This window comes from Massilia sp. LXY-6, from assembly GCF_051233485.1.
Taxonomy (GTDB): domain Bacteria; phylum Pseudomonadota; class Gammaproteobacteria; order Burkholderiales; family Burkholderiaceae_D; genus Telluria.
In genome coordinates this window covers 1-24,302 of sequence record NZ_JBKFGF010000033.1, presented here as the reverse complement: position 1 = coordinate 24,302, position 24,302 = coordinate 1, and the positions used below count along the sequence as shown (strand labels likewise).

Annotated in this window: 19 protein-coding genes and 2 pseudogenes; 15 read left to right on the top strand and 6 right to left on the bottom strand. The window is 65.9% G+C overall.

Annotation, left to right across the window (positions count from 1 at the left end; genetic code table 11):
- Positions 1-158 precede the first annotated feature (158 nt).
- The 3 genes from ACI48D_RS15615 to ACI48D_RS15605 all read right to left on the bottom strand — a co-directional run bounded on the left by ACI48D_RS15615 (position 159) and on the right by ACI48D_RS15605 (position 2,912).
- Positions 159-1,739 carry a retroviral-like aspartic protease family protein gene (locus tag ACI48D_RS15615; RefSeq protein ID WP_435572152.1) on the bottom strand — a complete coding sequence of 527 codons (1,581 nt, stop codon included), beginning with the start codon at positions 1,737-1,739 and terminating at the stop codon, positions 159-161.
- A 32-nt stretch (positions 1,740-1,771) separates the two neighbouring features.
- Positions 1,772-2,110 (bottom strand): hypothetical protein, encoded by a 339-nt coding sequence (locus tag ACI48D_RS15610; protein ID WP_435572151.1) that lies wholly within the window; start codon positions 2,108-2,110, stop codon positions 1,772-1,774.
- A gap of 118 nt (positions 2,111-2,228) precedes the next feature.
- The gene (locus ACI48D_RS15605; RefSeq protein WP_435572150.1) at positions 2,229-2,912 is read right to left on the bottom strand and encodes an RNA pyrophosphohydrolase; all 684 of its coding nucleotides are present in this window, start codon (positions 2,910-2,912) and stop codon (positions 2,229-2,231) included.
- A gap of 223 nt (positions 2,913-3,135) precedes the next feature.
- Here ACI48D_RS15605 and ACI48D_RS15600 point away from each other — a divergent pair, with 223 nt between their 5' ends.
- Together ACI48D_RS15600 and ACI48D_RS15595 are read left to right on the top strand one after the other, a co-directional pair.
- On the top strand, positions 3,136-4,869 hold the full coding sequence (locus ACI48D_RS15600; protein ID WP_435572149.1) for a proline--tRNA ligase: 1,734 nt from the start codon (positions 3,136-3,138) through the stop codon (positions 4,867-4,869).
- The gene (locus ACI48D_RS15595; protein WP_435572148.1) at positions 4,869-5,537 is read left to right on the top strand and encodes a lytic transglycosylase domain-containing protein; all 669 of its coding nucleotides are present in this window, start codon (positions 4,869-4,871) and stop codon (positions 5,535-5,537) included. Before ACI48D_RS15600 ends, ACI48D_RS15595 begins: the two co-directional genes overlap by 1 nt.
- 69 nt (positions 5,538-5,606) lie before the next feature.
- Here the strand turns inward: ACI48D_RS15595 and ACI48D_RS15590 are convergent, their stop codons facing one another.
- The gene (locus ACI48D_RS15590; RefSeq protein WP_435572147.1) at positions 5,607-6,497 is read right to left on the bottom strand and encodes a LysR family transcriptional regulator; all 891 of its coding nucleotides are present in this window, start codon (positions 6,495-6,497) and stop codon (positions 5,607-5,609) included.
- 100 nt (positions 6,498-6,597) lie between these two features.
- Between ACI48D_RS15590 and ACI48D_RS15585 the strand changes: the two genes are divergently transcribed.
- From ACI48D_RS15585 to ACI48D_RS15575, 3 genes are read left to right on the top strand one after another with little or no spacing between them, the layout of a single operon-like run.
- On the top strand, positions 6,598-7,383 hold the full coding sequence (locus tag ACI48D_RS15585; protein ID WP_435572146.1) for a sulfite exporter TauE/SafE family protein: 786 nt from the start codon (positions 6,598-6,600) through the stop codon (positions 7,381-7,383).
- A gap of 30 nt (positions 7,384-7,413) precedes the next feature.
- Entirely contained in the window at positions 7,414-8,859 is a 1,446-nt protein-coding gene (locus tag ACI48D_RS15580; protein ID WP_435572145.1) for an alkaline phosphatase, read from the top strand.
- 19 nt (positions 8,860-8,878) lie between these two features.
- Positions 8,879-10,261 (top strand): alkaline phosphatase, encoded by a 1,383-nt coding sequence (locus ACI48D_RS15575; RefSeq protein ID WP_435572144.1) that lies wholly within the window; start codon positions 8,879-8,881, stop codon positions 10,259-10,261.
- Between the two features lie 171 nt (positions 10,262-10,432).
- Here ACI48D_RS15575 and ACI48D_RS15570 read toward each other — a convergent pair whose 3' ends face one another.
- Both ACI48D_RS15570 and ffh read right to left on the bottom strand, forming a co-directional pair.
- Positions 10,433-10,828 (bottom strand): SWIB/MDM2 domain-containing protein, encoded by a 396-nt coding sequence (locus ACI48D_RS15570; RefSeq protein WP_435572143.1) that lies wholly within the window; start codon positions 10,826-10,828, stop codon positions 10,433-10,435.
- A gap of 235 nt (positions 10,829-11,063) precedes the next feature.
- Positions 11,064-12,431 carry a signal recognition particle protein gene (ffh, locus tag ACI48D_RS15565; RefSeq protein ID WP_435572142.1) on the bottom strand — a complete coding sequence of 456 codons (1,368 nt, stop codon included), beginning with the start codon at positions 12,429-12,431 and terminating at the stop codon, positions 11,064-11,066.
- Positions 12,432-12,679: 248 nt separating this feature from the next.
- Between ffh and ACI48D_RS15560 the strand changes: the two are divergent.
- The 10 genes and pseudogenes from ACI48D_RS15560 to ACI48D_RS15515 all read left to right on the top strand — a co-directional run.
- Positions 12,680-13,653: pseudogene (locus tag ACI48D_RS15560) on the top strand (ABC transporter substrate-binding protein).
- Between the two features lie 92 nt (positions 13,654-13,745).
- Positions 13,746-13,917: pseudogene (locus ACI48D_RS15555) on the top strand (ABC transporter permease); the annotation flags it as partial.
- A gap of 1 nt (position 13,918) precedes the next feature.
- A complete protein-coding gene (locus ACI48D_RS15550; RefSeq protein WP_435572141.1) occupies positions 13,919-14,728 on the top strand; it encodes an ABC transporter ATP-binding protein in 810 nt (269 codons plus the stop codon).
- A 75-nt stretch (positions 14,729-14,803) separates the two neighbouring features.
- Positions 14,804-15,613, top strand: coding sequence for a cytochrome C assembly family protein (locus ACI48D_RS15545; protein ID WP_435572140.1), 810 nt, complete (start codon positions 14,804-14,806; stop codon positions 15,611-15,613).
- Positions 15,610-15,897 carry a PP0621 family protein gene (locus ACI48D_RS15540; protein ID WP_435572139.1) on the top strand — a complete coding sequence of 96 codons (288 nt, stop codon included), beginning with the start codon at positions 15,610-15,612 and terminating at the stop codon, positions 15,895-15,897. Before ACI48D_RS15545 ends, ACI48D_RS15540 begins: the two co-directional genes overlap by 4 nt.
- A 49-nt stretch (positions 15,898-15,946) precedes the next feature.
- Complete coding sequence (locus ACI48D_RS15535; RefSeq protein WP_435572138.1) at positions 15,947-17,590, top strand: sensor histidine kinase; 1,644 nt, start codon at positions 15,947-15,949, stop codon at positions 17,588-17,590.
- 5 nt (positions 17,591-17,595) lie between these two features.
- Complete coding sequence (locus ACI48D_RS15530; RefSeq protein WP_435572137.1) at positions 17,596-19,089, top strand: sigma-54-dependent transcriptional regulator; 1,494 nt, start codon at positions 17,596-17,598, stop codon at positions 19,087-19,089.
- Positions 19,090-19,470: 381 nt separating this feature from the next.
- Entirely contained in the window at positions 19,471-22,380 is a 2,910-nt protein-coding gene (locus tag ACI48D_RS15525) for a ribonucleoside-diphosphate reductase subunit alpha (protein ID WP_435572136.1), read from the top strand.
- Between the two features lie 27 nt (positions 22,381-22,407).
- Positions 22,408-23,514, top strand: a complete 1,107-nt coding sequence (locus tag ACI48D_RS15520; protein WP_435572135.1) for a ribonucleotide-diphosphate reductase subunit beta — start codon at positions 22,408-22,410, stop codon at positions 23,512-23,514.
- Between the two features lie 121 nt (positions 23,515-23,635).
- On the top strand, positions 23,636-24,302 hold a 667-nt coding region (locus tag ACI48D_RS15515; protein ID WP_435572134.1), incomplete at its 3' end, for a polyphenol oxidase family protein.

The window sequence follows — 24,302 nt, the reverse complement described above, 5'->3', positions numbered from 1 at the left end:
AGTATCAGGCGCCATTGTAGCGCGCCGGCGTTTTCGGCGCCGGCCCGCGGATCCTTACTCTTCCAACATCTCCAGCGCCAGCGCCCCATGGAAAGGCAGCTGCTGCCAGCGCGCTTCGCAGGTGCTGCGCAGGAAGCCATGGCGCCCGGCGACCAGCTTCATGGCGCGGCGGCCGGGGTGGCGGCAGCGGGAGCAGGAGCAGCGGCAGGAGCGGCCGCCGGCTGCGCCGGGCCGCAATGCGCGCGCACGGTCGCCATCAGCGATGCCGCGCGCTCCTTGTCGCCCTGCGCTTCGTGCCAGCGGGCCATGTAGGCGTTGGCGTCGCAGCTGCGTCCGCGCGCGAACTTCGGCTCCTTGCCGGCGCGCTCGAGCAGGCCGGCGGCGTCCAGCTTGCCAAGATAGAACTGGGCGATCGGCTCGGGCCACTCGTCGTTGTCCTGCTTTTTCAGGACCGCCTGCAGTTCGGTTTTCGCCAGATCGGTTTCGCCGTTGCGGACGCGGGCGAGGTAGAGCCACATCGGGCCGAAGCGTTCGGCAGGCAGCCGGTCGAGCGCGGCGCGCAGCTTCGGGATTGCCTCGGCGGGTTTGCCGGCTTCCACCAGCTGGCGGCCCTGGGCCAGGTTCGCGTGCGGCTCGCCGCCGGCCGCGGCCTTGTCCAGCCACGATCTGGCCAGTGCCGGGTCGCGCGCTACGCCGCGGCCGTTGCGGTACGCCGTGGCCAGCGCATACTGCGCGTCCGGATTGCCGTCGTCGGCCTCGGCGCGCACCCATTCGGGCACGCCTTCGCTGCGCGAGAACGGTTGGCCGCCGAGATAGGCGAAGTACATCTTCTTCTGGCTCATCGCGAACAATACGCGGTGGGTGCGCAGGAAGTCCTGGCCCAGCAGCAGGTCGGCCGGGGCGGCGCCCTGCGAATCGATGATGCCGATTTCGGCGTTGTTGATGGTCTCGCCGCCGAGCTGCACGGTCTTGAAGGTCGCGGTCCAGTGCGGCGCCCGCGCCGAGCCGACGCCGACCACGTCGCCGCTGCGTTTGACCTCGGCGCTCTTGATGTCGATCCCCAGCCGTTCGGCCGCATCCAGCATCATGATAGTATGGTGGGCGCCGGTGTCGATCATGGCGTCCAGCTCCTTGCCGTTGACGACGACCTTGAAGTGCGGATTCGGGCTGCGGTCCAGGCTGCGTGCGAACGGCAGCACCACCGTCTCTTCCTTCCAGTAGTTGAGCTCGGAGTCGTCGTTGCAGTCGCGTGGACGGAACATCTTGACCAGCTTGTTGCGCAGGTCGACTTCGAGGTCCATCTGCAGCAGGAAGGGCGAGCCGGCGATGCCGTCGAAGGCCGGCGTGAGGTTGGCCTGGCCGATCACCAGCAGCTCGGTCCTCCTGGCGCTGCGCGCCGGGCCGATCGAGAAATCCTTCAGCCGCGTCGAATAGACGCGCGAATGGCCGCCGACGCCCTCCACGTAGCGCCCGGTCATGCGCAGGTTCAGGTCGCGCCGGTTGGCGCCGTTCATGGTCAGTTGGGTGTCGAAGGCGCCGGTATCGACCAGCAGGGTGGCGGGCGTGCCGTCGATCGTGCCGTCGACCGCCGGCTGCATGCCTTCGCCGACATAGCGCACGGGCAGGGTGGCGACCTCGATGTACATGCACTTCGTTGCCGGCGCATCGGCGGCGTGCGCGGGCGGGAGCGGCGCGCAAACGAGGGCAGAGGCCAGGGCAAGCAGTCGCGGTGTCTTCATTTGTGGTCCAGTCCAGTCCAGTTCAGTTGAGTTCAGGAGTTTTCGGCGTCGCAGGCTACCGGCGCGGCGCCCGCTGCCGCGGCGCCGATGCGCTGCGCCGCGCGCGAGTCGATCGCGAACTCGCCCACGTCGTTCCGCTCGAACGGGATCACGACCGCGTCGCGGTCCCAGTAGGCCAGCCAGGCCTTGTCGCAGTCGACCGGCTCGTAGAAGCGCATCTCCTTCTCCGGCACCGACAGCCCGGTGTAATGCAGCGGGACCTTGGCCAGCTGTACGTATTGGCAGGCGGATTTTTCTTCGGCAAGGGCCGGGCCGGCCACGAGGGCGGCGGCGAGCAGCGCGAGCGCATGGCGGAAGGGTGAGGTCCTCATACAGATGATTCTACAGCGCAAGCTTGTAAATATGGCAAGCAAAAAAACGCAAAAAGGCCGGCACACCGGTTTCCCGGCATGCCAGCCTTTCTGGTTGTTGCTTTTGCGCTACTCCTGCTTACTCTTTGTCGCGCGCCAGCACCAGTTTGGAACTTCCCGCCGCGTCGGCGATCGCCTTGGTGGCCGCTACCACTGCCTTGCTGCTGGCGTTGACGGCCTGCTTGTTGCCCGCCTGCCCACTGCCGCTGTTCCCGCGGTCCTGGCCGCGCCGCTCGTGCGGCTGGCGCAGGTAGCGCGAGGTATGACGGCGCTCGCCCTGGCCGTTGGCGGGCCAGGTGAGGAAGCGCGACAGTTCCTGCAGCGCGCGCTGGTAGACATCACGCTTGAACTCGATGACCACGTCCAGCGGCACCCAGTAGTCGTGCCAGCGCCAGGCGTCGAACTCGGGATGGTCGGTCAGGCGCAGGTTGACGTCGTTGTCGCGCGCGACCATGCGCAACAGGAACCAGATCTGCTTCTGGCCGCGATAGTGACCGCGCACTTCGCGCTTGATGAAGTGATCCGGCACTTCGTAGCGCAGCCAGTCGCGGGTGCGACCCACGATCTTGACGTGCTCCTGGCGCAGGCCGATCTCTTCCTCGAGCTCGCGGTACATCGCCTGTTCGGGCGTCTCGCCGTACTTGATACCCCCTTGCGGAAATTGCCACGAGTGCTCGCGCACACGCTTGCCCCACCACACCTCGTTGTTGGCGTTCAGCAGGATGATGCCGACGTTGGGACGGAACCCTTCACGATCGAGCATAATTCACCTCGAAACTTTCTGCCGGCCTTTGCGCTCTCTCTCTCTTATATTTTTACTTACAGATCCGAAGAACCTCAGGTGCCTCTACCGTTAACTCGCGTCGGAACAACGGCATGCATCACTTCTTTCGGAGCCATTTGTATAAAGATTGGATGCATCGGCCAGCTAATCCTTTAAAATTAGGTTGATTATAACCCTCTCTTTTTAAAAAGAATTCACCGATATGCGCGCCTCACGATTTTTTATTTCAACGCTCAAAGAAGCGCCTTCCGACGCCGAGATCGTCAGCCACAAGCTGATGATGCGGGCCGGGATGATCAAGCGCATCGGCTCCGGCATCTATACCTACATGCCGCTGGGCCTGCGCGTGATCCGCAAGGTCGAGTCCATCATTCGTGACGAAATGAACAAGGCAGGCGCGATCGAACTACTGATGCCGCTGGTGCAGCCGGCCGAACTGTGGCAAGAAACTGGCCGCTGGGACAAGATGGGACCGGAACTGCTGCGCCTCAAGGACCGCCATGGCCGCGACTTCGCACTGCAGCCGACCTCGGAAGAAGTCGTGACCGACGTCGTGCGCACCGAGGTCAAGAGCTATCGCCAGCTGCCCCTGAACTTCTATCACATCCAGACCAAGTTCCGCGACGAGCGCCGTCCGCGCTTCGGCCTGATGCGCGGCCGCGAGTTCACGATGAAGGATGCGTATTCCTTCGACCGCGACGTCGAGGGCATGCAGGCTTCGTACCAGACCATGTTCGACGCCTACGTGAAGATCTTCAACCGCTTCGGCCTGAAGTTCCGCGCGGTCGCGGCCGACAACGGCGCGATCGGCGGCAGCGGCTCGCATGAGTTCCACGTGATCGCCAGCACCGGCGAGGACGCACTGGTCTACTGCCCGAGCTCCGACTACGCCGCCAACATGGAAGCGGCCGAAGCGCTGCCGCTGACCCAGGCGCGCGGCGCCGCCACGCAAACGCTGACCAAGACCTCGACCCCGAACACCACCAAGTGCGAGCAAGTGGCCAAGCTGCTGGGCCTGGAGCTGTCGCAGACCGTGAAGTCGATCGCGCTGACGGTCGAAAAGGAAAACGACGGCAAGGTCACCAAAGAGAACTGGCTGCTGCTGCTGCGCGGCGACCACGAGCTGAACGAAGTAAAGGTCTCGAAGGTCCCGGGCCTGAAGGACTTCCGCTTCGCCACCGAAGCCGAGATCCTCGACGCCTACGGCAGCGTGCCGGGCTACCTCGGTCCGATCGATACGAAGCAGCCGGTGACGGTCGTGGCCGACCGCACGGTCGCCAACATGGCCGATTTCGTATGCGGCGCCAACGAAGCCGAATACCACTTCACCGGCGCCAACTGGGGCCGCGACCTGCCGGAACCGCTCGTCGCCGACCTGCGCAACGTGGTCGAGGGCGACGCTTCGCCGGACGGCAAGGGCGTGCTGGCGATCGAGCGCGGCATCGAGGTGGGCCACGTGTTCCAGCTCGGCACCGCATACTCCGCCGCGATGAACTGCGTCTACCTGGACGAGAAGGGCCAGCCGGCGCCGATGCAGATGGGCTGCTACGGCATCGGCGTGACCCGCATCCTGGGTGCGGCGATCGAGCAGAACTTCGACGACAAGGGCATCGTCTGGCCGGATTCGATCGCACCGTTCGAACTGGTGCTGTGCCCGATGGGTTACGACCGCAGCGAACCGGTGAAGGCGGAGACCGACCGCCTGTACGCCGAGCTGCAATCCGCCGGCATCGACGTCATCGTCGACGACCGCGGCCTGCGTCCGGGCGCCATGTTCGCCGACTGGGAACTGGTCGGCGTGCCGCACCGCGTGGTGATCGGCGAGCGCGGCCTCAAGGAAGGCAAGCTGGAATACCAGGGCCGCCGCGATGCCGAAGCGACCGCCGTTCCCGCCGCCGACATGCTTGCCTTCATCAAAGGCAAACTGGCCAAGTGATGCTTGGCCGCTTCGCAAGCCGGGCTGCGGCCTGGCTCGGTTCCGCGTGTGCTGGTGCCGCCCTGGCTGCCGGCCTGATGGTCGCCAGCCCGGCTGCGCACGCCGGCAACCAGAAGGAAGAAGCGCTGGCCGATTCGGTCCGGCTGGCGCTCGAACGGGCGATCCGCGACGGACGCCCGCCCAAGCCGGTGTTCCGCGACGGCACCGCGGAGGCGCGCTACCGGCAGTGGTTCGATGCGATGTCGGCGCGCCTGAAGCGCCGCCTGCCGGACGACCAGGTGCGCACCGAGTTCCTCGAGTCGGCCTGGTACGAAGCGACCCGCGCCGGCCTCGATCCCGGACTGGTGCTGGGCCTGATTCAAGTCGAATCGGCCTACCGCAAGTACGCGGTGTCGATCGTCGGCGCACGCGGCTACATGCAGGTGATGCCCTTCTGGACCAAGGTGATCGGCGACTCGAACCGCCGCGCGCTGTTCGACATGCAGACCAACCTGCGCTACGGCTGCTCGATCCTGCGCATGTATATCGACATGGAAGGCGGCAACCTGTACCTGGCGCTGGGCCGCTACAACGGCAGCCGCGGGCGGCCGGAGTATCCGAATGCGGTGCTGGCGGCGTGGAAGAATTGGGAGTTCAAGTCGGCGGCGACGGCCATCGCGTTGAATTGATGCAGATGCCAACGTAACGCAGCCGTCACGCCGCGCAGATCCCGTAGGGTGGGCACCCCATGCCCACCATTACGCCCGAAGTGCATCCACCAATTGCTGCGCATGGCGCGGCAGCGCATCGAAGCTGCGCACGCAAACCGCCAGCTGGCGCAGCGCCCACGCATCCAGCAGCTCGATCACCGCGATGTCCATCGTCTGCGCATGGCGCCGTGCCGCCGGCTCGGGCACGATGCCGATCCCGACGCCGGCTTCCACCATCCTGCAGATCGCCGCGAAGTCGCGCAGGCGCACGCGCGCGTGCAGCGTGCGCCCGAGGCGCCGGGCCTGCAGCTCCAGGTAGTTGAACAGGGCGCTGTCGCCGGCCAGGCTCACATGGTCGAAGTCGGCCAGGCGCACGAAAGGCACCGGGTGGCCGTCGGGCGCCAGCTGCTGCGCCAGCTCGGGCGTGGCCACCGCCACCAGGCGGTCGGTGCGGAACGGGAAGCTCTCCAGCTGCGACAGGTCGACCGCGTCCGACAGGATGCCGAGGTCGGCGACGCCATCGCGCACCGCCTTCGCCACCTCGTGGCTGGGGTGCTCGTCCAGCGCGACGTCGACGTGCGGGTGGCGCGCCAGGAAGCCGGCCAGCGCGTCCGGCAAGTATTCGCTCAGCGCCGCCGTATTGCACTGCAGCCGCACCGTACCCTTCAAGCCCTGCGCATGGTCGCCGAGTTCCGCGCGCATGCGCTGCAGCTGCTGGAACACCAGGCGCGCATGCCGCACCAGCGCGTCGCCGGCCGGGGTCGGCGTCACGCCGCGCCGTCCGCGCAGCAGCAACGGCACGCCCAGCGTCTCTTCCATGCCCTGAATGCGTTCGCTGCAGGACGCCAGTGACAGGTGGGCGCGCGCGGCGCCGCCGGTAATGCTGCCGGCTTCCACCACGTGCAGGAAGAGCTGCAGGTCGACCAGGTCGAATCTCATATCGTCTTTCGATCAGGGCAAACAGCCTTCGGTAGATCCGAAGGCTGTTTGCGGCAATCCCTCATTCTGCCAGCGCCCGGGATGCGGCAGAATCGCGGGCATGGACGTTCTGCTTTCTATCTTACACGCACATGGATCGGCCGAATTGGCCCTGATCTCCCTCGTGTTCTTGCTTGCCGGCCTGGTCAGGGGCGTGGTCGGGCCGGGCTTGCCGACGGTCGCGGTCGGCCTGCTGGGATTGATGATGGCGCCGCGCGATGCCGCCGCCTTGCTGGTCGTGCCTTCGTTGGTGACGAATGTTTGGCAACTCGCCGCCGGTCCCGCCGCCGGCCGCCTGGCGCGGCGCCTGTGGCCGATGCTGGCCGGGATCGCCGCCGGTACCCTCGTCGGCGGCATGCTGCTGCCGGCCAGCGCATCCGCCGATGCGGTCGCGGCGCTGGGCGGCGTATTGATGATGTATGCGGCGGCCGGCCTGGCTTCCTTCACGCTGCACGTGCCGCCCAGCGGCGAGCGCGCCGCCTCGCCCGTGGTGGGCCTCGTCACCGGCGCGGTCACGGCCGCCACCGGCGTGTTCGTGATCCCGGTAGTGCCCTACCTGCAGGGCCTGAACCTCGACCGCCAGATGGGACGGGATGCGCTGGTGCAGGCGCTTGCCCTGGCCTTCACCACCTCGACCGTCGCGCTGGCCGCTTCGCTGCTGCTGGCCGGGCAGTTCGCGGCCGATGCCGCCGCACTGTCGCTGTATGCGCTGATCCCGGCGCTGGCCGGCATGCTGCTGGGGCAGTCGATCCGCGGCCGCATCCGGCCCGAGGTGTTCCGGCGCTGCTTCTTCATCGGCCTGCTTGGGCTGGGCCTGTATTTGATGCTGCGCCCGTTCATCGGATAGACTTCTTGCTTTCCTTATCAGGGAGCAGCCATGCGTTTGACCACCTTCGCCGCCGGCGTATTGATGGCCTGCGGCGCCGCCGCGCTGACGGGCTGCGCCAGCGCGCCGCCCACCAGCGCCGCCGCCGTGCCGGCCCGCAGCATCGGCGACGTGAACGATCACCCCCGCAACGTCATCTTCTTCCTCGGCGACGGCATGGGCATCAATACACTGACCGCGGCGCGCATCTACGCGGTCGGCGAAGCTGGCGAGCTGACCATCGACACGCTGCCCGAATCGGCTTTCGTGAAGACGTATTCGAACGACGCCCAGGTGACCGACAGCGCGGCCTCGATGTCGGCCTACATGACCGGGGTGAAGCAGAACAACGGCGTGATCTCGATGTCGTCCGACACCCGCGCGCTGGCGCCGGCGGCGGACGGCAGCAGCCGCTGCACGAATGGCCAGGCGATGCCGACCCTGCTGGAACTGGCCAAGGCGCGCGGCCTGGCAACCGGCGTCGTCACCACCACCAGCGTCACCGACGCCACTCCGGCCGCGACCTATGCCCACGCCTGCCACCGCAAGCTGCAGAACCAGATCGCGGCGATGATGGTGCCGGGCGGCGCCGGCTATAACCCCGCGCTGGGTGGTGGACTTGACCTGGTGTTCGGCGGCGGTGCCGAATATTTCAAGCCGGTGGCAAATGGCGGCAAGCGCACGGACGGCCGCGACCTGCTGGCCGAGCTGCAGGGCCGCGGCTACCGCGTGGCGCACGACGCCGCCGGCCTCGAGGCGCTTGCGCCGTCCAGCCAGCCGGCCATCGCCCTGTTCGCGCAGGACGACCTTGCCTACGACGCCGAACGCGATCCGGCGCGCCAGCCGAGCCTGGCCGAGATGACGCGCAAGGCGGTGTCGCTGCTGGGCCAGCGGGGAGACAATGGCTTCTTCCTGATGGTGGAGGGCGGGCTGATCGACCACGCCCTGCACGCGACCCGCGCCAAGCGCGCGCTGCAGGAAACCGTGGCCTTCGACGCCGCGCTGAAAGCCGCCATCATTGAAATGCAAAAGCTCGATCCGGGCCTGAAGCACACGCTGATCGTCGCCACCGCCGACCATGATCACACCCTGCTGATCAACGGCTATTCGCCGCGCAGCGGCAAGAGCACGCCGGACAATCCCGGCGTGCTGGGCCTGGTGCGCAGCATCCCGGACGGCAAGCTCAAGCTCGACAAGGATGGCGCGCCATATACCATCCTCGGCTTCGGCACCGGCGAACACCGGGTGCAGGGCAGTCGCGCGGGCCAGGCCGGCCTGACGGACGCCATCGTCAGCGCCGACGACTACCACCAGGAGGCGGCGGTGCGCATGAAGTCCGAGACCCACGGCGGCGCCGACGTCTACCTGGGTGCGACCGGTCTCGGCGCCGAGGTGTTCCGCGGCACCATCGACAACACCCGCGTGTTCACGCTGATCAAAGAGGCGGCCGGCTGGTAAGGCGCGCAAGGAAACCACGATGAAGACAATCCGCACCTGCGCGCTGCTGCTGGCAGCCGCATTCCAGTCCCATGCCTTCGCTCAGTCAGCCACTGCGGCGCAAGCCAAGAACATCATTTTCTTCCTCGGCGACGGCATGGGCCCGACCACGATCACGGCCGCGCGCATCTACAAGGTCAAGGAAGAGGGCCTGCTGAACTTCGAGCGGCTCGACCGCACCGCGCGCATCAAGACCTATTCGGCCAACGCGATGGTCACCGACAGCGCGCCGTCGATGGGCGCCTACATGACCGGCGTGAAGATCAACAACGACGTGATCTCGCTGAAGGACGCGAACCCGCTTGCGCCGGCCAAGGACGCGAACGGCAACCCGACCGTGGACCGCTGCGGCGCCAACAATGGCACGGCGCCGATGACCATGATGGAACTGGCCAAGGCCCGTGGCAAGTCGGTCGGCGCGATCACGACCACCGAGCTGACCCACGCGACCCCGGCCTCGACCTTCGCTCACGTCTGCAACCGCAACACGGTGTACACGATCGCGCAGCAGATCGTGCCGGGCGGCGCCGGCTACAACGAACGCCTGAAGGATGGCGTCGACGTGCTGATGGGGGGAGGCCGTCCGCACTTCACGCCCTTCGACGCGAGGACCAATCCGAAGGGCCGCGCGGACGGACGCAACCTGCTGGCCGAGCTGGCGTCGCGCGGCTACTTCGTGGCCGCAACCCGCGCCGACATGATGTCGGCCCTGCCGAACCGGAAGTTCGTGGGCGTCTATGCCGACAGCCACCTCGACTACGCGAGCGTGCGCAAGCCCACCCAGCCGACCCTGGCCGAGATGACCGGCAAGTCGATCGAGCTGCTGTCGAAGAACCCGAACGGGTTTTTCCTGATGGTCGAAGGCGGCAAGATCGACCACGCGCTGCACGATTCGAACGCGAAGAACGCGCTGGAAGAGGTGGTCGATTTCGATAACGCGATCCAGGCCGCGCTGGACCGCATGCGCCAGCTCGATCCGGGCCTGGAGCACACGCTGATCGTGGTGACGGCCGACCATGACCACACGATGGTGATGAACGGCTATCCGAAGCGCGGCAACCCGATCCTCGGCATCGTGCGCGACTACGCGACCGGCGAGCCGGCGCGCGATGCGGACGGCAAGACCTACACGACCCTGGTGTACGGCGGCGGCCCGAACCGCCCGGACACCCGCCTTGATGTCGACGACGCGCGCGCACAGGCGCTGGACTACCGGCAGGAGGCGGCCGTGCGCCTGTCCGGCGAAGGCCATGGCGGCGGCGACGTCAAGCTGTATGCGGCAGGCGCCGGCTCGGCGCCGTTCAAGGGAACGATCGAGAATACCAGGGTGTTCGAGTTGATGAAGGCGGCCAGCGGCTTGTGATCCGTCGTCCCCGCGCAGGCGGGGACCCAAGTCCGTGGCTACTCGCCAAACCTGGATTCCCGCCTGCGCGGGAATGACGTGTTAGCGCTGGCCATAAACAAAAAGCCCCGGCAAGACCGGGGCTTTTCATTTGGACTGGTATGGGGCCAGTGGGGCGACCTGTCGTCGTTATTATTTGAGGTGATCCGAGATCAGCTTGGTCATCTCGAACATCGATACCTGGGCCTTGCCACCGAAGACGGCTTTCAGCTTGTCGTCGGCGTTGATCATGCGGCGGTTTTGGGCGTCCTGCAGGTCCTGCTTCTTGATGTAGTCCCAAACTTTCTTGGTGACTTCGGTACGCGGCAGCGGCTTGTCGCCCACCACTGCGGCCAGCGTCGCCGACGGGGTCATCTCTTTCATGAAAGCGGCGTTGGGCTTACGGGCTGCGGCCGGCTTCTTTGCTGCTGCTGCTTTCGGTGCTGCTGCTTTGGCAGGAGCTGCCTTTTTTGCTGCAGGCTTCGCCGCTGCAGCCGGTTTTGCAGCGGCCTTTGCCGGCGCTGCGGTGGATTTTTTGGCTGTTGCCATCTTCGAGCCTCCTAAACGGAACACGTGGAAAATTGCGCAATGATTCGCACCGGCTTATATTGGTAGGGTTTTAGTGTTCGTGCAAGTCTTTTTCGAAATTTTTTCACTCTAACAAGCATCAAAATGGCAGATCGTGCCGGCGCCATCGCGCCAGAGTGAAAAAACCGGTCGAAAGGACGTAAAAAAGCCGTGCGAAGCAGCTGCCACGCACGGCTTTCCGGGACCGTCCAAACGATCAGCGCATGCCGGGCATCATGCCCTTCATCCCGCGCATCATCTTCATCAGGCCGCCGCCTTTGAGCTTCTTCATCATCGTGTTCATCTGGTCGTACTGAGTCAGCATGCGATTCACTTCCTGCACCTGCACGCCGGCACCGGCGGCGATGCGGCGCTTGCGGTTAGCCTTGATCAGTTCCGGCTTGGCGCGTTCCTGCGGCGTCATCGAGTCGATGATGCCGCACATGCGGCGCACCTGCTTCTCGGCCTGGTCCATGTTGGCGCCGGCTGCCGCCTGCTGGAACTGGGCCGGAAGCTTGTCCAGCAGTCCCGACATGCCGCCCATCTTCTTCATCTGGGTCAGCTGGGCCTTGAAGTCGTTCATGTCGAACTTGCCGCCGGACTTGATCTTGTTGGCCATGTCGGTCGCGGCCTGCATGTCCACGCCCTTGCGCGCTTCTTCGACCAGGGCCAGGATGTCGCCCATGCCCAGCACGCGGTTGGCCATGCGCGCCGGGTCGAAGGCTTCCAGGCCGTCCAGCTTTTCGGACACGCCGGCGAACTTGATCGGCTTGCCGGTCACGTGGCGCACCGACAGCGCCGCACCGCCGCGCGAGTCACCATCGAGCTTGGTCAGGATCACGCCGGTCAGCGGCAGCGCCTCGTTGAAGGCCTTGGCGGTATTGATCGCATCCTGGCCGACCATGGCGTCGACCACGAACAGGGTCTCGACCGGGTTCACGGCGGCGTGCACCGCGGCGATCTCCTGCATCATCGCCTCGTCGATCGCCAGGCGGCCGGCGGTGTCGATGATCAGGACGTCGTGGTAGTGCTTCCTGGCCCAGTCCAGCGCGTTGCGGGCGATGTCGACCGGCTTGTCGGTCGCACTCGAGGGAAAGAAGTCGGCGCCGACCTGCTTGGTGACGGACTCTAGCTGCGCGATCGCGGCCGGGCGGTAGACGTCGGCGGAGACGGTCAGGACCTTTTTCTTCTTCTGTTCCTTGAGGTACTTGGCCAGCTTGCCGGTGGTGGTGGTCTTGCCGACACCCTGCAGGCCCGCCATCAGGATGATCGCCGGCGGCTGCTGCGCGAAGGACAGCTGGCTTGCTTCGGGGCCGAGGTCGGCACCCATCAGGGCCGCCAGCTCCTTCTGCACCACGCCAACCAGGGCCTGGCCGGGGGAGAGCGAGCCGATGACTTCTTCGCCCAGCGCTTTTTCCTTCACGTTGGCGATGAATTCGCGGACTGCCGGCAGCGCCACGTCCGCCTCGAGCAGGGCCAGGCGCACTTCGCGCAACATCTCGGCGGTGTTCGATTCGGTCAGACGTGCCTCGCCGCGCATCGTCTTGACGACTTTGGCAAGGCGTTGGGTCAGGTTATCCAGCATGGTTGTGTTCTACCTAGATTGTGTGTGGGCGCAAACCGCCATTTTACCCCATGTCGGGACGGGTTTTCGCCGGACAAGACCCTCATCCGCCGTCTGCAAGGAGAAAAGTCAAGCGAACGGTTTGAGGCCTTGCAAATCGATACTTGTACTGTTTGACAATGTATTGCCGAACGTTATAGCCTCAAAGAAATGTCAGGTTTGCATTACCGCAGCAGCTCATTGAACCAGAACAAAACGGAGAGACAGCAATGACAGCAAAAGCGTTTGGCAAAACCTTCATCATCGCGGCCCTGCTGGCCGCAGGCAGCGCCCAGGCCCAGGAAGTCGTCCGCCTCGGCAACCTCAAGTTCGCGCATTACGGCGCGGTGTCGTACATCAAGGAGATCGCGCCCAAGTGCGGCATCAAGGTCGAGGAGCGGTCTTCGCCAAGGGCCTGGACGTGATGCAGGCCATCATCGCCGGCGAGATCGACGTCGGCACGACGGCGTCGGAAGCGGCGATCTCGGGCCGTGCCGGCAACGCCCCGATCTACGTGGTGGCCGGTTTCGCCAAGGGTGGCGTGCGCCTGGTGGCGGGGCAGGGCAGCAATATCAAGAGCGTCAAGGACCTGAAGGGCAAGAAGGTCGGCGTGACCCGCGGCGGCATCCAGGAAGTGCTGCTGATGGCCGAGCTGCAGAAGGTGGGCTTGAGCGCCGACGCCGCGCCGGGCAAGGACGTGCAGCTGGTGTTCCTGGCCTACGCCGACCTGAACCAGGCGCTGCTGGGTAAGAACATCGACGCCATGATGCAGTCCGAACCTCAGTCCTCGCAGGCGATCAACAAGGGCTTCGGCGTGGAAATTCTCAAGCCTTACGACACCCCGATCGGCTCGCCGGTGCGGACCATGGTGATGACCGAGAAGTTCTATACGACCAAGCGCCCGCTGGCCGGGAAGTTCATGCGCTGCTTCGTGCAGGCCACCAGCACCTTCATCAAGGATCCGGCGCTGGCCGAGAAATACGTGCGCGACGTCGTGTTCAAGGGCCAGATCACCAGCGACGACTTCCGCGACGCGATGGGCAATGCCGAGTACACCTACGACATCACCCCGGAGCACATCCAGACCACCACCGACATCATGTACAAGACCGGCGTCGGCCGCATGGCCAAACCGCCGGCAGCGAAGGAGTGGGTCAAGACCGACCTGCTGGAAGAAGCCAAGAAGAGCCTGAACGTCAAATAATCGCAATGCGAACGTCACGCGTGGGCACGGGGTGCCCACGTGGAAGCCGTGGAGGACTGGGGATGGCGCAAAGAAGATGGCCAGACATCGCGGTCGCGCTGAACAACGGCCTCGGCTTCCGCATCCTCGAGGCGCGCGAATACTTCTGGTCCGAAGATCATCGCCGGCATGATCACCATCGGCCTGCTTGGCCTGGCGATCGATACGGGCATGAACAAGCTGAACAACCACCTGCTGCGCTGGCACCGCGGCCTGGAGCATTGACATGAGCGCACCTGACGCAAAAGCCCATATTGTCATCGACAATGTCAGCAAGGTATTCGAGACCGACGGACGCAGCATGGCCGCGCTCGATAGCATCGGCCTCGAGATCCCGCGCGGCCAGTTCGTCTGCCTGCTCGGCCCTTCCGGCTGCGGCAAGTCGACCCTGCTGAACGCCATTGCCGGCTTCGCGCCGCCGACCCGGGGCAGCATCACGGCCGACGGCGCGGCGGTGACCGGGCCGGGGCCGGAGCGCGGCATGGTGTTCCAGGAATACGCGTTGTTCCCGTGGATGACGGTCGAGCAGAACGTCGGCTTCGGCCTCGAGATCAAGGGCATGGGCAAGGTGCAGGTCGCCGCGCGCGTGGCCGAGCTTTTGCGGCTGCTGTCGCTGGAGGATTTCGGCAAGCGCTATCCGAAAGACCTGTCCGGCGGCATGCGCCAGCGGGTCGCGATCGCGCGCGTGCTGGCGCTGGACTCGCCGATCCTGCTGATGGACGAGCCCTTCGGCGCACTCGATGCGCTGACCCGCCGCAACCTGCAGGACGAGCTGCTGCGCATCTGGGCCGAGCTGAAGAAGACCGTGATCTTCGTCACCCACAGCATCGAGGAAGCGATCTACCTGGCCGACCGCATCGTCGTGATGACCTACCGGCCGGGCACGGTCAAGCGCGACATCGTGGTCGACCTGCCGCGCATGCGCGACCCCAGCGCGCCCGAGTTCAACGCGCTCAAGCGCGAGCTGGGGCAGCTGGTAATGGAAGAGCAGCTGCGGCATCATGAGGCGGAGATCAAGTCCGCGGCTGTCGACTAGCCGTCGTCCCGCGACAACGACGTAGTAATCAGGCAAGCTGTCCTCCCTCCATCCGGATAGTGTAGACTCGCGCGTATGCAAACCACCTTTTTCATCGCCGCGGCCATCCTGTACGCGGTGTGTGCCCTGCTGCCGGCGCGGCGGGGCAGCGTCGTGTCCGGAGTGACCACCGCGGCGTGGATCCTGCATGGCGCGGCGCTGTGGCCGGACGTGCTGTCCAACGGCGAACTGCGGGTCGGCTTCGCCTTCATGCTGTCGGCCGCGCTGTGGATCTCGGTGGCGGCCTGGTGGCTCGAAAACCGCAACTTCGCGCTCGACGGCATGCGTCGCATGATCATGCCGTGCGCGGCGGTGTCGGCGCTGCTGCCGTCGCTGTTCCCGGGCAGCCTGATCCCATTCAGCGAGCAGGCCCAGTCGCCGGCCTTCGGCTGGCACGTCGCCATCGCCGTCATGGCCTACAGCACGCTGACCATCGCCGCCTTCCACGCGGTGCTGATGGCGCTGCAGGAGACCCGCCTGCACACGCGCAGTGCGAAAAAGGGCTGGCTGGGCGCGGCGATCGACCAGTTGCCGGCCCTGCTGACCATGGAAAAGCTGCTGTTCCGGATGATCGGCATCGGCTTCGTGCTGCTCAGCCTGACGGTCCTGTCGGGGATCGTGTTCTCGGAACAGCTGTTCGGGCGCGCGCTGCGCTGGGACCACAAGAATATATTCGCGCTGCTGTCGTGGCTGTTGTTCGCCGCGCTGCTGGCCGGACGCCGCTGGCGCGGCTGGCGCGGCAAGACCGCGCTGCGCTTCACGCTGGCGGGTTTCGCTACCTTGGCGCTGGCGTATGTCGGCAGCCGTTTTGTCTTCGAAGTCGTTCTGCACCGGGGGTTCACATGACGCGACTGCTCTTCTGGATTGCGCTCATCATCCTGGTGGTGATGGCGGTACGCAGCAAACTGCGGGCGGCAGGGGCCGCGCGCGGCTATCACCCGCAAGGCGGGGAGGGAGCGCCGGCCGCCGGCCCGGCCCGTGCCCCGGCCCGCGTCGAGGAATCCGAACGCATGACCAGCTGCGCCCACTGCGGCATCTATTTCCCGGCCTCGGAAGCGGTGCACGCGGATGGGCGCGACTTCTGCAGCCAGGCGCACGCGCGCCAGACGGCTGCTTCCCGGCCAGATTGAGAACCTATGCCAGCAGCGACTCAATCCTGCCGGGATAGGTTCTAAGCCGATGTCGCCGTTGCGGGCCCTGTCCGCCGCGTCGCGGGAGACCTTCTGGCGCTCGCTGCAGACGCTCAACGTGACGCGCATCGTGATCGCGCTGGTGCTGCTGGTCTACCTCACGGTCGACGCGCGCCGCGGCCACACCGTCAATCTCCTGAGCGGCACGGCCTATGCCGAGACCTGCATCGCCTACGTGCTGGCCGCCCTGGTGTTCGCCGCCGTTACCCAGCGCTGGCGGCGCCGCTTCCTGTGGCAGCTGTCGTGCCAGATCCTGGTCGACATCGCCGCCATCTCGTTGCTCTACCTGGCCGCCGGTGGCGCGCGCAGCGGCCTCGGGCTGCTCTACCTGTTCCCGCTGGCCGGCGCGGCGATTCTGGCGCCGCTGCTGCTGGCGCTGTTCTCGGCCTCGCTCGCGACCCTGTTCCTGCTGGCCGAGAGCATCTACCAGATCTTCATCAGCGACCAGGAGCCGCCGCTGTTCCAGGCCGGGATAATGGGCGCCGCCTTCTTCGCCGTGGTGCTGCTGGTGAGCCGGCTGGCGGCGCGGCTGATCGGACAGGAGGAGCTGGCCGCGAAGCGCGGCGCCGACCTCGAGATCCAGCAGGCGGTCTACCGGATCGTGGTCGACGACGTCGGCGACGGCATCCTGGTGGCGGGGCACGACGGCTTCGTCTTCGCCGGCAATCCGGCGGCGCGCCGCATGCTGGGGCTGGAAACCGACAGCGAATTCCGTCTGGCCGACATCCCCGCCCTCGAGCCGGTGGCGCAAAGCTTCGCTGCCTGGCTGGCGGGCGGCGCCCAGGCTGAGGCTTACGTCACCGTCAAGCGCTGGCAGGGCCAGAAGGGCCCGGTGCGCGGCCGCCTCGACCAGCCGGTGCACCTGAAGCTGCGTTTCGCGCGGGTCGACACGCCGGACGGCGCGGCCGAGCGCAGCCTGGTCTTCATGCAGGACGTGAGCGCCATCGAGAACCAGGCGCAGCAACTGAAGCTGGCCTCGATGGGCCGGCTGACCGCCAGCATCGCGCACGAGGTGAGGAATCCGCTGTCGGCGATCGGCCACGCGACCTCGCTGCTGGCCGAAGACCTGACCGGCCCGGCCGAGACCCGCCTGTTGCGCATCGTCGGCGACAACGTGGCGCGCGTGAACCGCATGGTCGAGGACATCCTGAAACTGTCGCGCAAGGTGCAGCCGGGCGGCGAGCCGGTGTGCCTGAGCGTTTTCCTGGCCGAGCTGCAGGCCGAGTTCACGGAAACCCATGGCGTGCCCGATAATATGGTGTGGATCGGCGACGCCGGCCTTCGCACGGTGCGCTTCGACGGCCTGCACCTGCGCGAAGTACTGGTCAACCTGCTCGGCAATGCCGTGCGCTATGCGAGCGGCAAGCCGGCCAGCATCCGGGTATTCCCGGTGCTCGACGCCACCGGCCGCGTCGAACTGCACGTGCAGGACGACGGTCCCGGCATCACGCCCGAGGTACGGGCCCACCTGTTCGAGCCCTTCTATACCACCTCGAGCAAGGGCACCGGCCTGGGGCTGTACCTGGCACGCGAGCTTTGCCTGAACAATGGCGCCATGCTCGACTACGAATACCGGGTCGATCGTCCCGGCGTCGAAGCGACGGGCCGGTTCGTGATCACCTTCTATATATAGTGAGTATGAGTTCTCCCCGCATCCTTGTAGTCGACGACGAAGCCGACCTGCGCGAGCTGCTCGAGATCACCCTGGTCAGAATGGGCCTGGACGTCGACAGCGCCTCCACCGTGCGCGAAGCGCGTTCGCTGCTCGGACAGCATGGCTATGCGCTGGTGCTGACCGACATGCGCCTGCCCGACGGCACCGGCCTGGAGCTGGTGCGCGAGGTCGCCGGCCTGGGGCGCGCCACGCCGATCGCCGTGATCACCGCCTACGGCAGCGCCGAGAACGCGGTGGTCGCGCTGAAGGCCGGCGCTTTCGACTACGTCTCCAAGCCGGTGGTGCTGGAGGACCTGCGCACGATGGTGCGCTCGGCGCTGCGCCTGTCCGAGTCCCCGGCGGCGCCGGCGGCCGAAGATGCGGGCGAAGGGGAGGCCGGCGACGGCGGCAATTCGCGCCTGCTCGGCCGCTCGCAGGCGATGCAGGCGCTGCGCGCCCAGATCGGGCGGCTGGCGCGCTCGCAGGCGCCGATCGCCATCAACGGCGAATCCGGCAGCGGCAAGGAGCTGGCGGCGCGCGAGATTCACGCCCGGAGCGCGCGCGCCGGCAAGCCTTTCGTGGCCGTCAACTGCGGCGCGATCCCGGAAGCGTTGATGGAGGCCGAGTTCTTCGGTTATCGGAAAGGCGCGTTTACCGGCGCCACCGACGAGCGCGACGGCTTCTTCCAGGCGGCCAACGGCGGCACCCTGATGCTGGACGAGGTGGCCGACCTGCCGCTGGCGATGCAGGTGAAACTGCTGCGCGCGATCCAGGAGCGGCGCGTGCGCAAGATCGGCGCCACCGCCGAGGAAGCGGTGGACGTGCGCATCATCAGCGCCACTCACAAGGACCTGGGAAAACTGGTCGAGGGCGGCCAGTTCCGCCAGGACCTGTTCTACCGCCTGAACGTGATCGAGCTGACCCTGCCGCCGCTGCGCGGGCGCCTCGACGACCTGCCGCTGCTGACCGAGGCCATCCTCGCGCGCCTGGCGGGACCGGGCAATGCGCGGCTCGGCGCCGGGGTGCTGGACGCGCTGCGCGGCTACGCCTTTCCCGGCAACGTGCGCGAACTGGAAAATATCCTGGAACGCGCGCTGGCCTTTGCCAACGATGGCGTGATCGAGGTCTGCGACCTGCTGCTGAAGGGTGCGCGCCTGGCCGATTCCGCCGCCGGCAGCGCCGCCGCGGCCGCCGAGACGGCGCCGGCCGAGGTGCAGGCGCCCGTGCCCGTCGCGCCGCCGGCCGCCGCCGTGATTGCTGCGGCCGCCGAGCCGGGGCCGGGCCTGCCCGCCCTGGGCGCCGGCGAGCTGCCCAGCAACCTGCCGGACTACCTGAACCAGGTCGAGCGCGACATCATCCAGCGTGCCCTGCAGCAGACCCAGTTCAACCGCACCCAGGCCGCGAACCTGCTCGGCATCAGCCTGCGCCAGTTGCGCTACCAGATGCAGAAGCTGGACATCCATGCACCTGAACCTTGATTCCGCTCATAGGCTGTTGTCTTTTCGCCATTGCAGCATGCCCTGAACGTGAACATCGTGGGCACTTGGCCCCACCACGCTGGTGCCCACGAAACCTTATGTTAGTGCTTACTTTCATTCTGAGGCCCGGAATGATTCGGCTTGGAAAATGTCAAGCTCGACGGCAGAAAAAAATCCGCTCAGCAGTCGCTTTGATCTTGCCGAATATCGACTACAATTAGGTCCATAAGGCTGTTCGACACTAGATGTAGTGGTCAGCCTCGACAAACAGAACAACAGGGGCAGGGGCGCATCCAGCGTTTTCCGATTGTGCGTCCCCGTTCATCATTCTCAAAAAGTTATTAGGTTGCCAACTTTGATATGTTGGCATTGGGAGCCTTAATGCAAACATCATCGGACATTTCCATCAATCCGCAAGCCGCGTCGACCGGCGCGAGCGCCGCTGAACTGGTCGCCAATAACGACTACCGCATCATCCGCCGCAACGGCGCCGTGGTGCCGTTCGCTCCGACCAAGGTCGCGGTCGCGATGACCAAGGCTTTCCTTGCCGTGAACGGCGAGCAGGGCCGTGAGTCGGCGCGCATCCGCGAGCTGGTCGAGCAGCTGACGAACAATGTGGTCGCGGCCCTGGTGCGCCGCCAGCCGAACGGCGGTACCTTCCACATCGAGGATGTGCAGGACCAGGTGGAGTTGTCCCTGATGCGCTCGGGCGAGCATGACGTCGCGCGCGAATACGTGCTGTACCGCGCCAAGCGCATGGAAGAGCGCCGCGCCGCCAAGGAAGCTTCCGGCAGCGCCCAGATCGACGCGCCGCAGTTCAGCGTGGTCGACGGCGGCGTGCGCCGTCCGCTGGACATGAACGAAGTCTCGGCCCTGATCGGCGCCGCCTGCGTCGGCCTGGAAAAGCACGTCGACGCCGACGCCATCCTGGCCGAAACCGTCAAGAACCTGTACGACGGCGTGCCGGTCGAGGAACTGCACAAGTCGGCCATCCTGGCTGCCCGCGCGCTGATGGAAAAGGACCCGGCCTACAGCCAGGTCACCGCGCGCATCCTGCTGCACACCATCCGCAAGGAAGTCTTCGGCAAGGAAGTCCCGCAAGCCGGCGCCGCCGCCGAGTACGTGACTTACTTCCCGCAATATATCGCCAAGGGCATCGACGCCGAGCTGCTGGACGAAGAGCTGGGCAAGTTCGACCTGCAGAAGCTGGCCCGCGCCATCGTCGCCGACCGCGACCTGCAGTTCGGCTACATCGGCCTGCAGACCCTGTACGACCGCTACTTCCTGCACATCCGCGAAACCCGCATCGAGATGCCGCAGGCCTTCTATATGCGCGTCGCGATGGGCCTGGCGCTGCGCGAAGAGAACCGCGAAGCGCGCGCGATCGAGTTCTACAACCTGCTGTCGAGCTTCGACTTTATGAGCTCGACCCCGACCCTGTTCAATTCGGGCACCCGCCGCTCGCAGCTGTCGTCGTGCTACCTGACCACCGTCGGCGACGACCTGGAAGCCATCTACGACGCGATCAAGGAAAACGCGCTGCTGTCGAAATTCGCCGGCGGCCTGGGCAACGACTGGACCCCGGTGCGTGCGATGGGCTCGCGCATCAAGGGCACCAACGGCAAATCGCAGGGCGTGGTGCCGTTCCTGAAGGTGGCGAACGACACCGCCGTGGCAGTGAACCAGGGCGGCAAGCGCAAGGGCGCGGTTTGCGGCTACCTGGAAACCTGGCACCTGGACATCGAGGAATTCCTCGACCTGCGCAAGAACACCGGCGACGACCGCCGCCGCACCCACGACATGAACACCGCGAACTGGATTCCGGACCTGTTCATGAAGCGCGTGATGGAAAAGGGTTCGTGGAGCCTGTTCTCGCCGTCCGAAGTGCCGGACCTGCACGACAAGGTCGGCAAGGCCTTCGAGGAAGCCTACCTGGGCTATGAAGCCAAGGCGGCACGCGGCGACATGTCCGTGTACAAGAAAATCGAAGCGCTCGACCTGTGGCGCAAGATGCTGTCGATGCTGTTCGAGACCGGCCACCCGTGGATCACCTTCAAGGATCCGTGCAACATCCGCTCGCCGCAGCAGCACGTGGGCGTGGTGCACTCGTCGAACCTGTGCACCGAGATCACGCTGAACACCAATGCCGACGAGATCGCCGTCTGCAACCTGGGTTCGGTCAACATGCCGGCCCACATGAAGGGCGACGGCCTGGACGTGGTCAAGCTGCAGAAGACCATCCGCACCGCGATGCGCATGCTCGACAACGTCATCGACATCAACTACTACGCCGTCGACAAGGCGAAGAACTCGAACCTGCGCCACCGTCCGGTCGGCCTGGGCATCATGGGTTTCCAGGACTGCCTGCACATGATGCGCGTGCCGTTCGCTTCGGAAAAGGCCGTGGAGTTCGCCGACCGTTCGATGGAAGCCGTCTGCTACTACGCCTACCTGGCCTCGACCGAGCTGGCCGAAGAGCGCGGCCGCTACCAGTCCTACGAAGGTTCGCTGTGGGACCGCGGGATCCTGCCGCAGGACTCGATCAAGCTGCTGGCGGAAGAGCGCGGCGGAGAATACCTGCAGCAGGACACGTCCGAGACCATGGACTGGACCGTAATCCGCAGCCGCATCAAGCAGTTCGGCATGCGTAACTCGAACTGCGTGGCGATCGCCCCGACCGCGACCATCTCGAACATCATTGGCGTGTCGGCCTGCATCGAGCCGACCTTCCAGAACCTGTACGTGAAGTCGAACCTGTCGGGCGAATTTACCGAGATCAACGGCTACCTGGTGCGCGACCTGAAGGCGCGCGGCCTGTGGGACGAGGTCATGATCAACGACCTGAAATACTTCGACGGCTCGCTGTCGCGCATCGACCGTGCACCGCAAGACCTGCGCGAGATCTACGCGACGGCCTTCGAAGTCGAGCCGAAGTGGCTGGTCGAAGCGGCCTCCCGCCGCCAGAAGTGGATCGACCAGGCCCAGTCGCTGAACATCTACATGGCCGGCGCCTCGGGCAAGAAGCTGGACGAGACCTACAAACTGGCCTGGCTGCGCGGCCTGAAGACGACTTATTACCTGCGCACCGTGGCGGCGACCCACATGGAGAAGTCGACCACCCGCACCGGCGCCCTGAACGCCGTGGCGGTCGACGGCGGGCTGTCCGCAGCCCCGGCGGCAGCGCCGGCTCCGGTAGCTGCTCCGGCAGCAAGCGCCGATGTGGTGGAAGGCGCGGCCTGCTACCTGCGTCCGGGCGACGCCGGTTTCGACGAGTGCGAAGCCTGCCAGTAACTTTTAATAGATAAGAAGGAAACCATCATGGCACTGTCATGGGACGATGAACCAATCTCCAGCGCTCCGGCTGCCGGCGCTGCCGCGCCGGAAGGCGTGGACGCCGCCCTGGTCGCCAAGCGCGTGAACGCCGACGACAAGCGCATCATCAACGGCCAGACCGACGTCAACCAGCTGGTGCCGTTCAAGTACAAGTGGGCCTGGGACAAGTACCTGGCCGGCTGCGCCAACCACTGGATGCCGCAGGAAGTGAACATGCAGCGCGACATCGAGCTGTGGAAGAACCCGAACGGCCTGACCGAGGACGAGCGCCGCATCGTCAAGCGCAACCTGGGCTTCTTCGTGACCGCCGACTCGCTGGCCGCCAACAACATCGTGCTGGGCACCTACCGCCACATCACGGCGCCGGAATGCCGCCAGTACCTGCTGCGCCAGGCCTTCGAAGAGGCGATCCACACCCACGCCTACCAGTACATCGTCGAGTCGCTGGGCCTGGACGAGAAGGAAATCTTCAACGCCTACAACGAGATCCCGTCGATCCGCGACAAGGACCAGTTCCTGATCCCGTTCATCGAGGTCATCAACGATCCGGAGTTCAAGACCGGCACCCTGGAAAACGACCAGAAGCTGCTGAAGTCCATCATCGTGTTCGCCTGCCTGATGGAAGGCCTGTTCTTCTACGTCGGCTTCACCCAGATCCTGGCGCTGGGCCGCCAGAACAAGATGACCGGCGCGGCCGAGCAGTATCAGTACATCCTGCGCGATGAGTCGATGCACTGCAACTTCGGCATCGACCTGATCAACACGATCAAGATGGAAAACCCGCAGCTGTGGACCTTTGAATTCAAGGAAGAGATCAAGCAGCTGTTCCTGAAGGCCGTCGAACTCGAGTACCGCTACGCCGAAGACACCATGCCGCGCGGCGTGCTGGGCCTGAACGCGCCGATGTTCAAGGGCTACCTGCGCTTCATCGCGAACCGCCGCGCCGTCCAGATCGGCCTGGATGCGCTGTTCCCGAACGAGGAAAACCCGTTCCCGTGGATGAGCGAGATGATCGACCTGAAGAAGGAGCGCAACTTCTTCGAGACCCGCGTGACCGAGTACCAGACCGGTGGCGCGCTGAGCTGGGACTGATCCCGGAACAGGCTCCGTGAAGCCCGCCGCCCGGCGGGCTTTTTATTTGCTGCGCTGGAAACCGGCAGTCCTCCTGCCGCCGAAATGCTATGCTGCCGGCACCCTTGCAGGCCGCCTCCAGATGCTTACCAGTCCGCTACTCGACCATCCCGCCATCGTCCACGGTTTCGGCACCCGCCACGACGGCATGGCCGCGCTCCTGCCCGATTACTGGGCCAGGCGCGCGATCCAGCATGAACGCCACGGCACCCGCATCGCCATCGTGACCGGACCGAACCAGGACTGCGGCGAAGCCGACGGCATGCTGACCGCCAGTGCCGGCCTGCTGCTGGCGATCGCCACCGCCGACTGCGTCCCCGTCCTGCTGGCGCGCCATGATGGGCGCGAAGTCGCGGCCCTGCACGTCGGCTGGCGCGGCGCCCATGCCGGCATCGTCGACCGTTTCGCCGCCCTGGTGCGCGAGCGCGGCGGCGATCCGGCCGACTGGATCGCAGCGATCGGACCGGCGGCCCACGCCTGCTGTTATGAAGTGTCGCCGGAGCTGATCGAGGACTTCCGCGCGCGGACCGCGCTGCCGCTGGCGGCCATCGCACCGCGGCCGCGCCGGCTCGACCTGCCGGCGATCGTGCGCTGGCAACTCGGCCAGGCCGGCATTAAGCGCGTCTCGATGCAGGCGGAGTGCACCATGTGCATGCGCGGCGACGGCGGCCGCTTCGTCTATCACAGCTACCGCCGCGACCGCGAGACGCGCACGCCGATGGTCGATGTGCAGTGGTCGGCGATCGCGA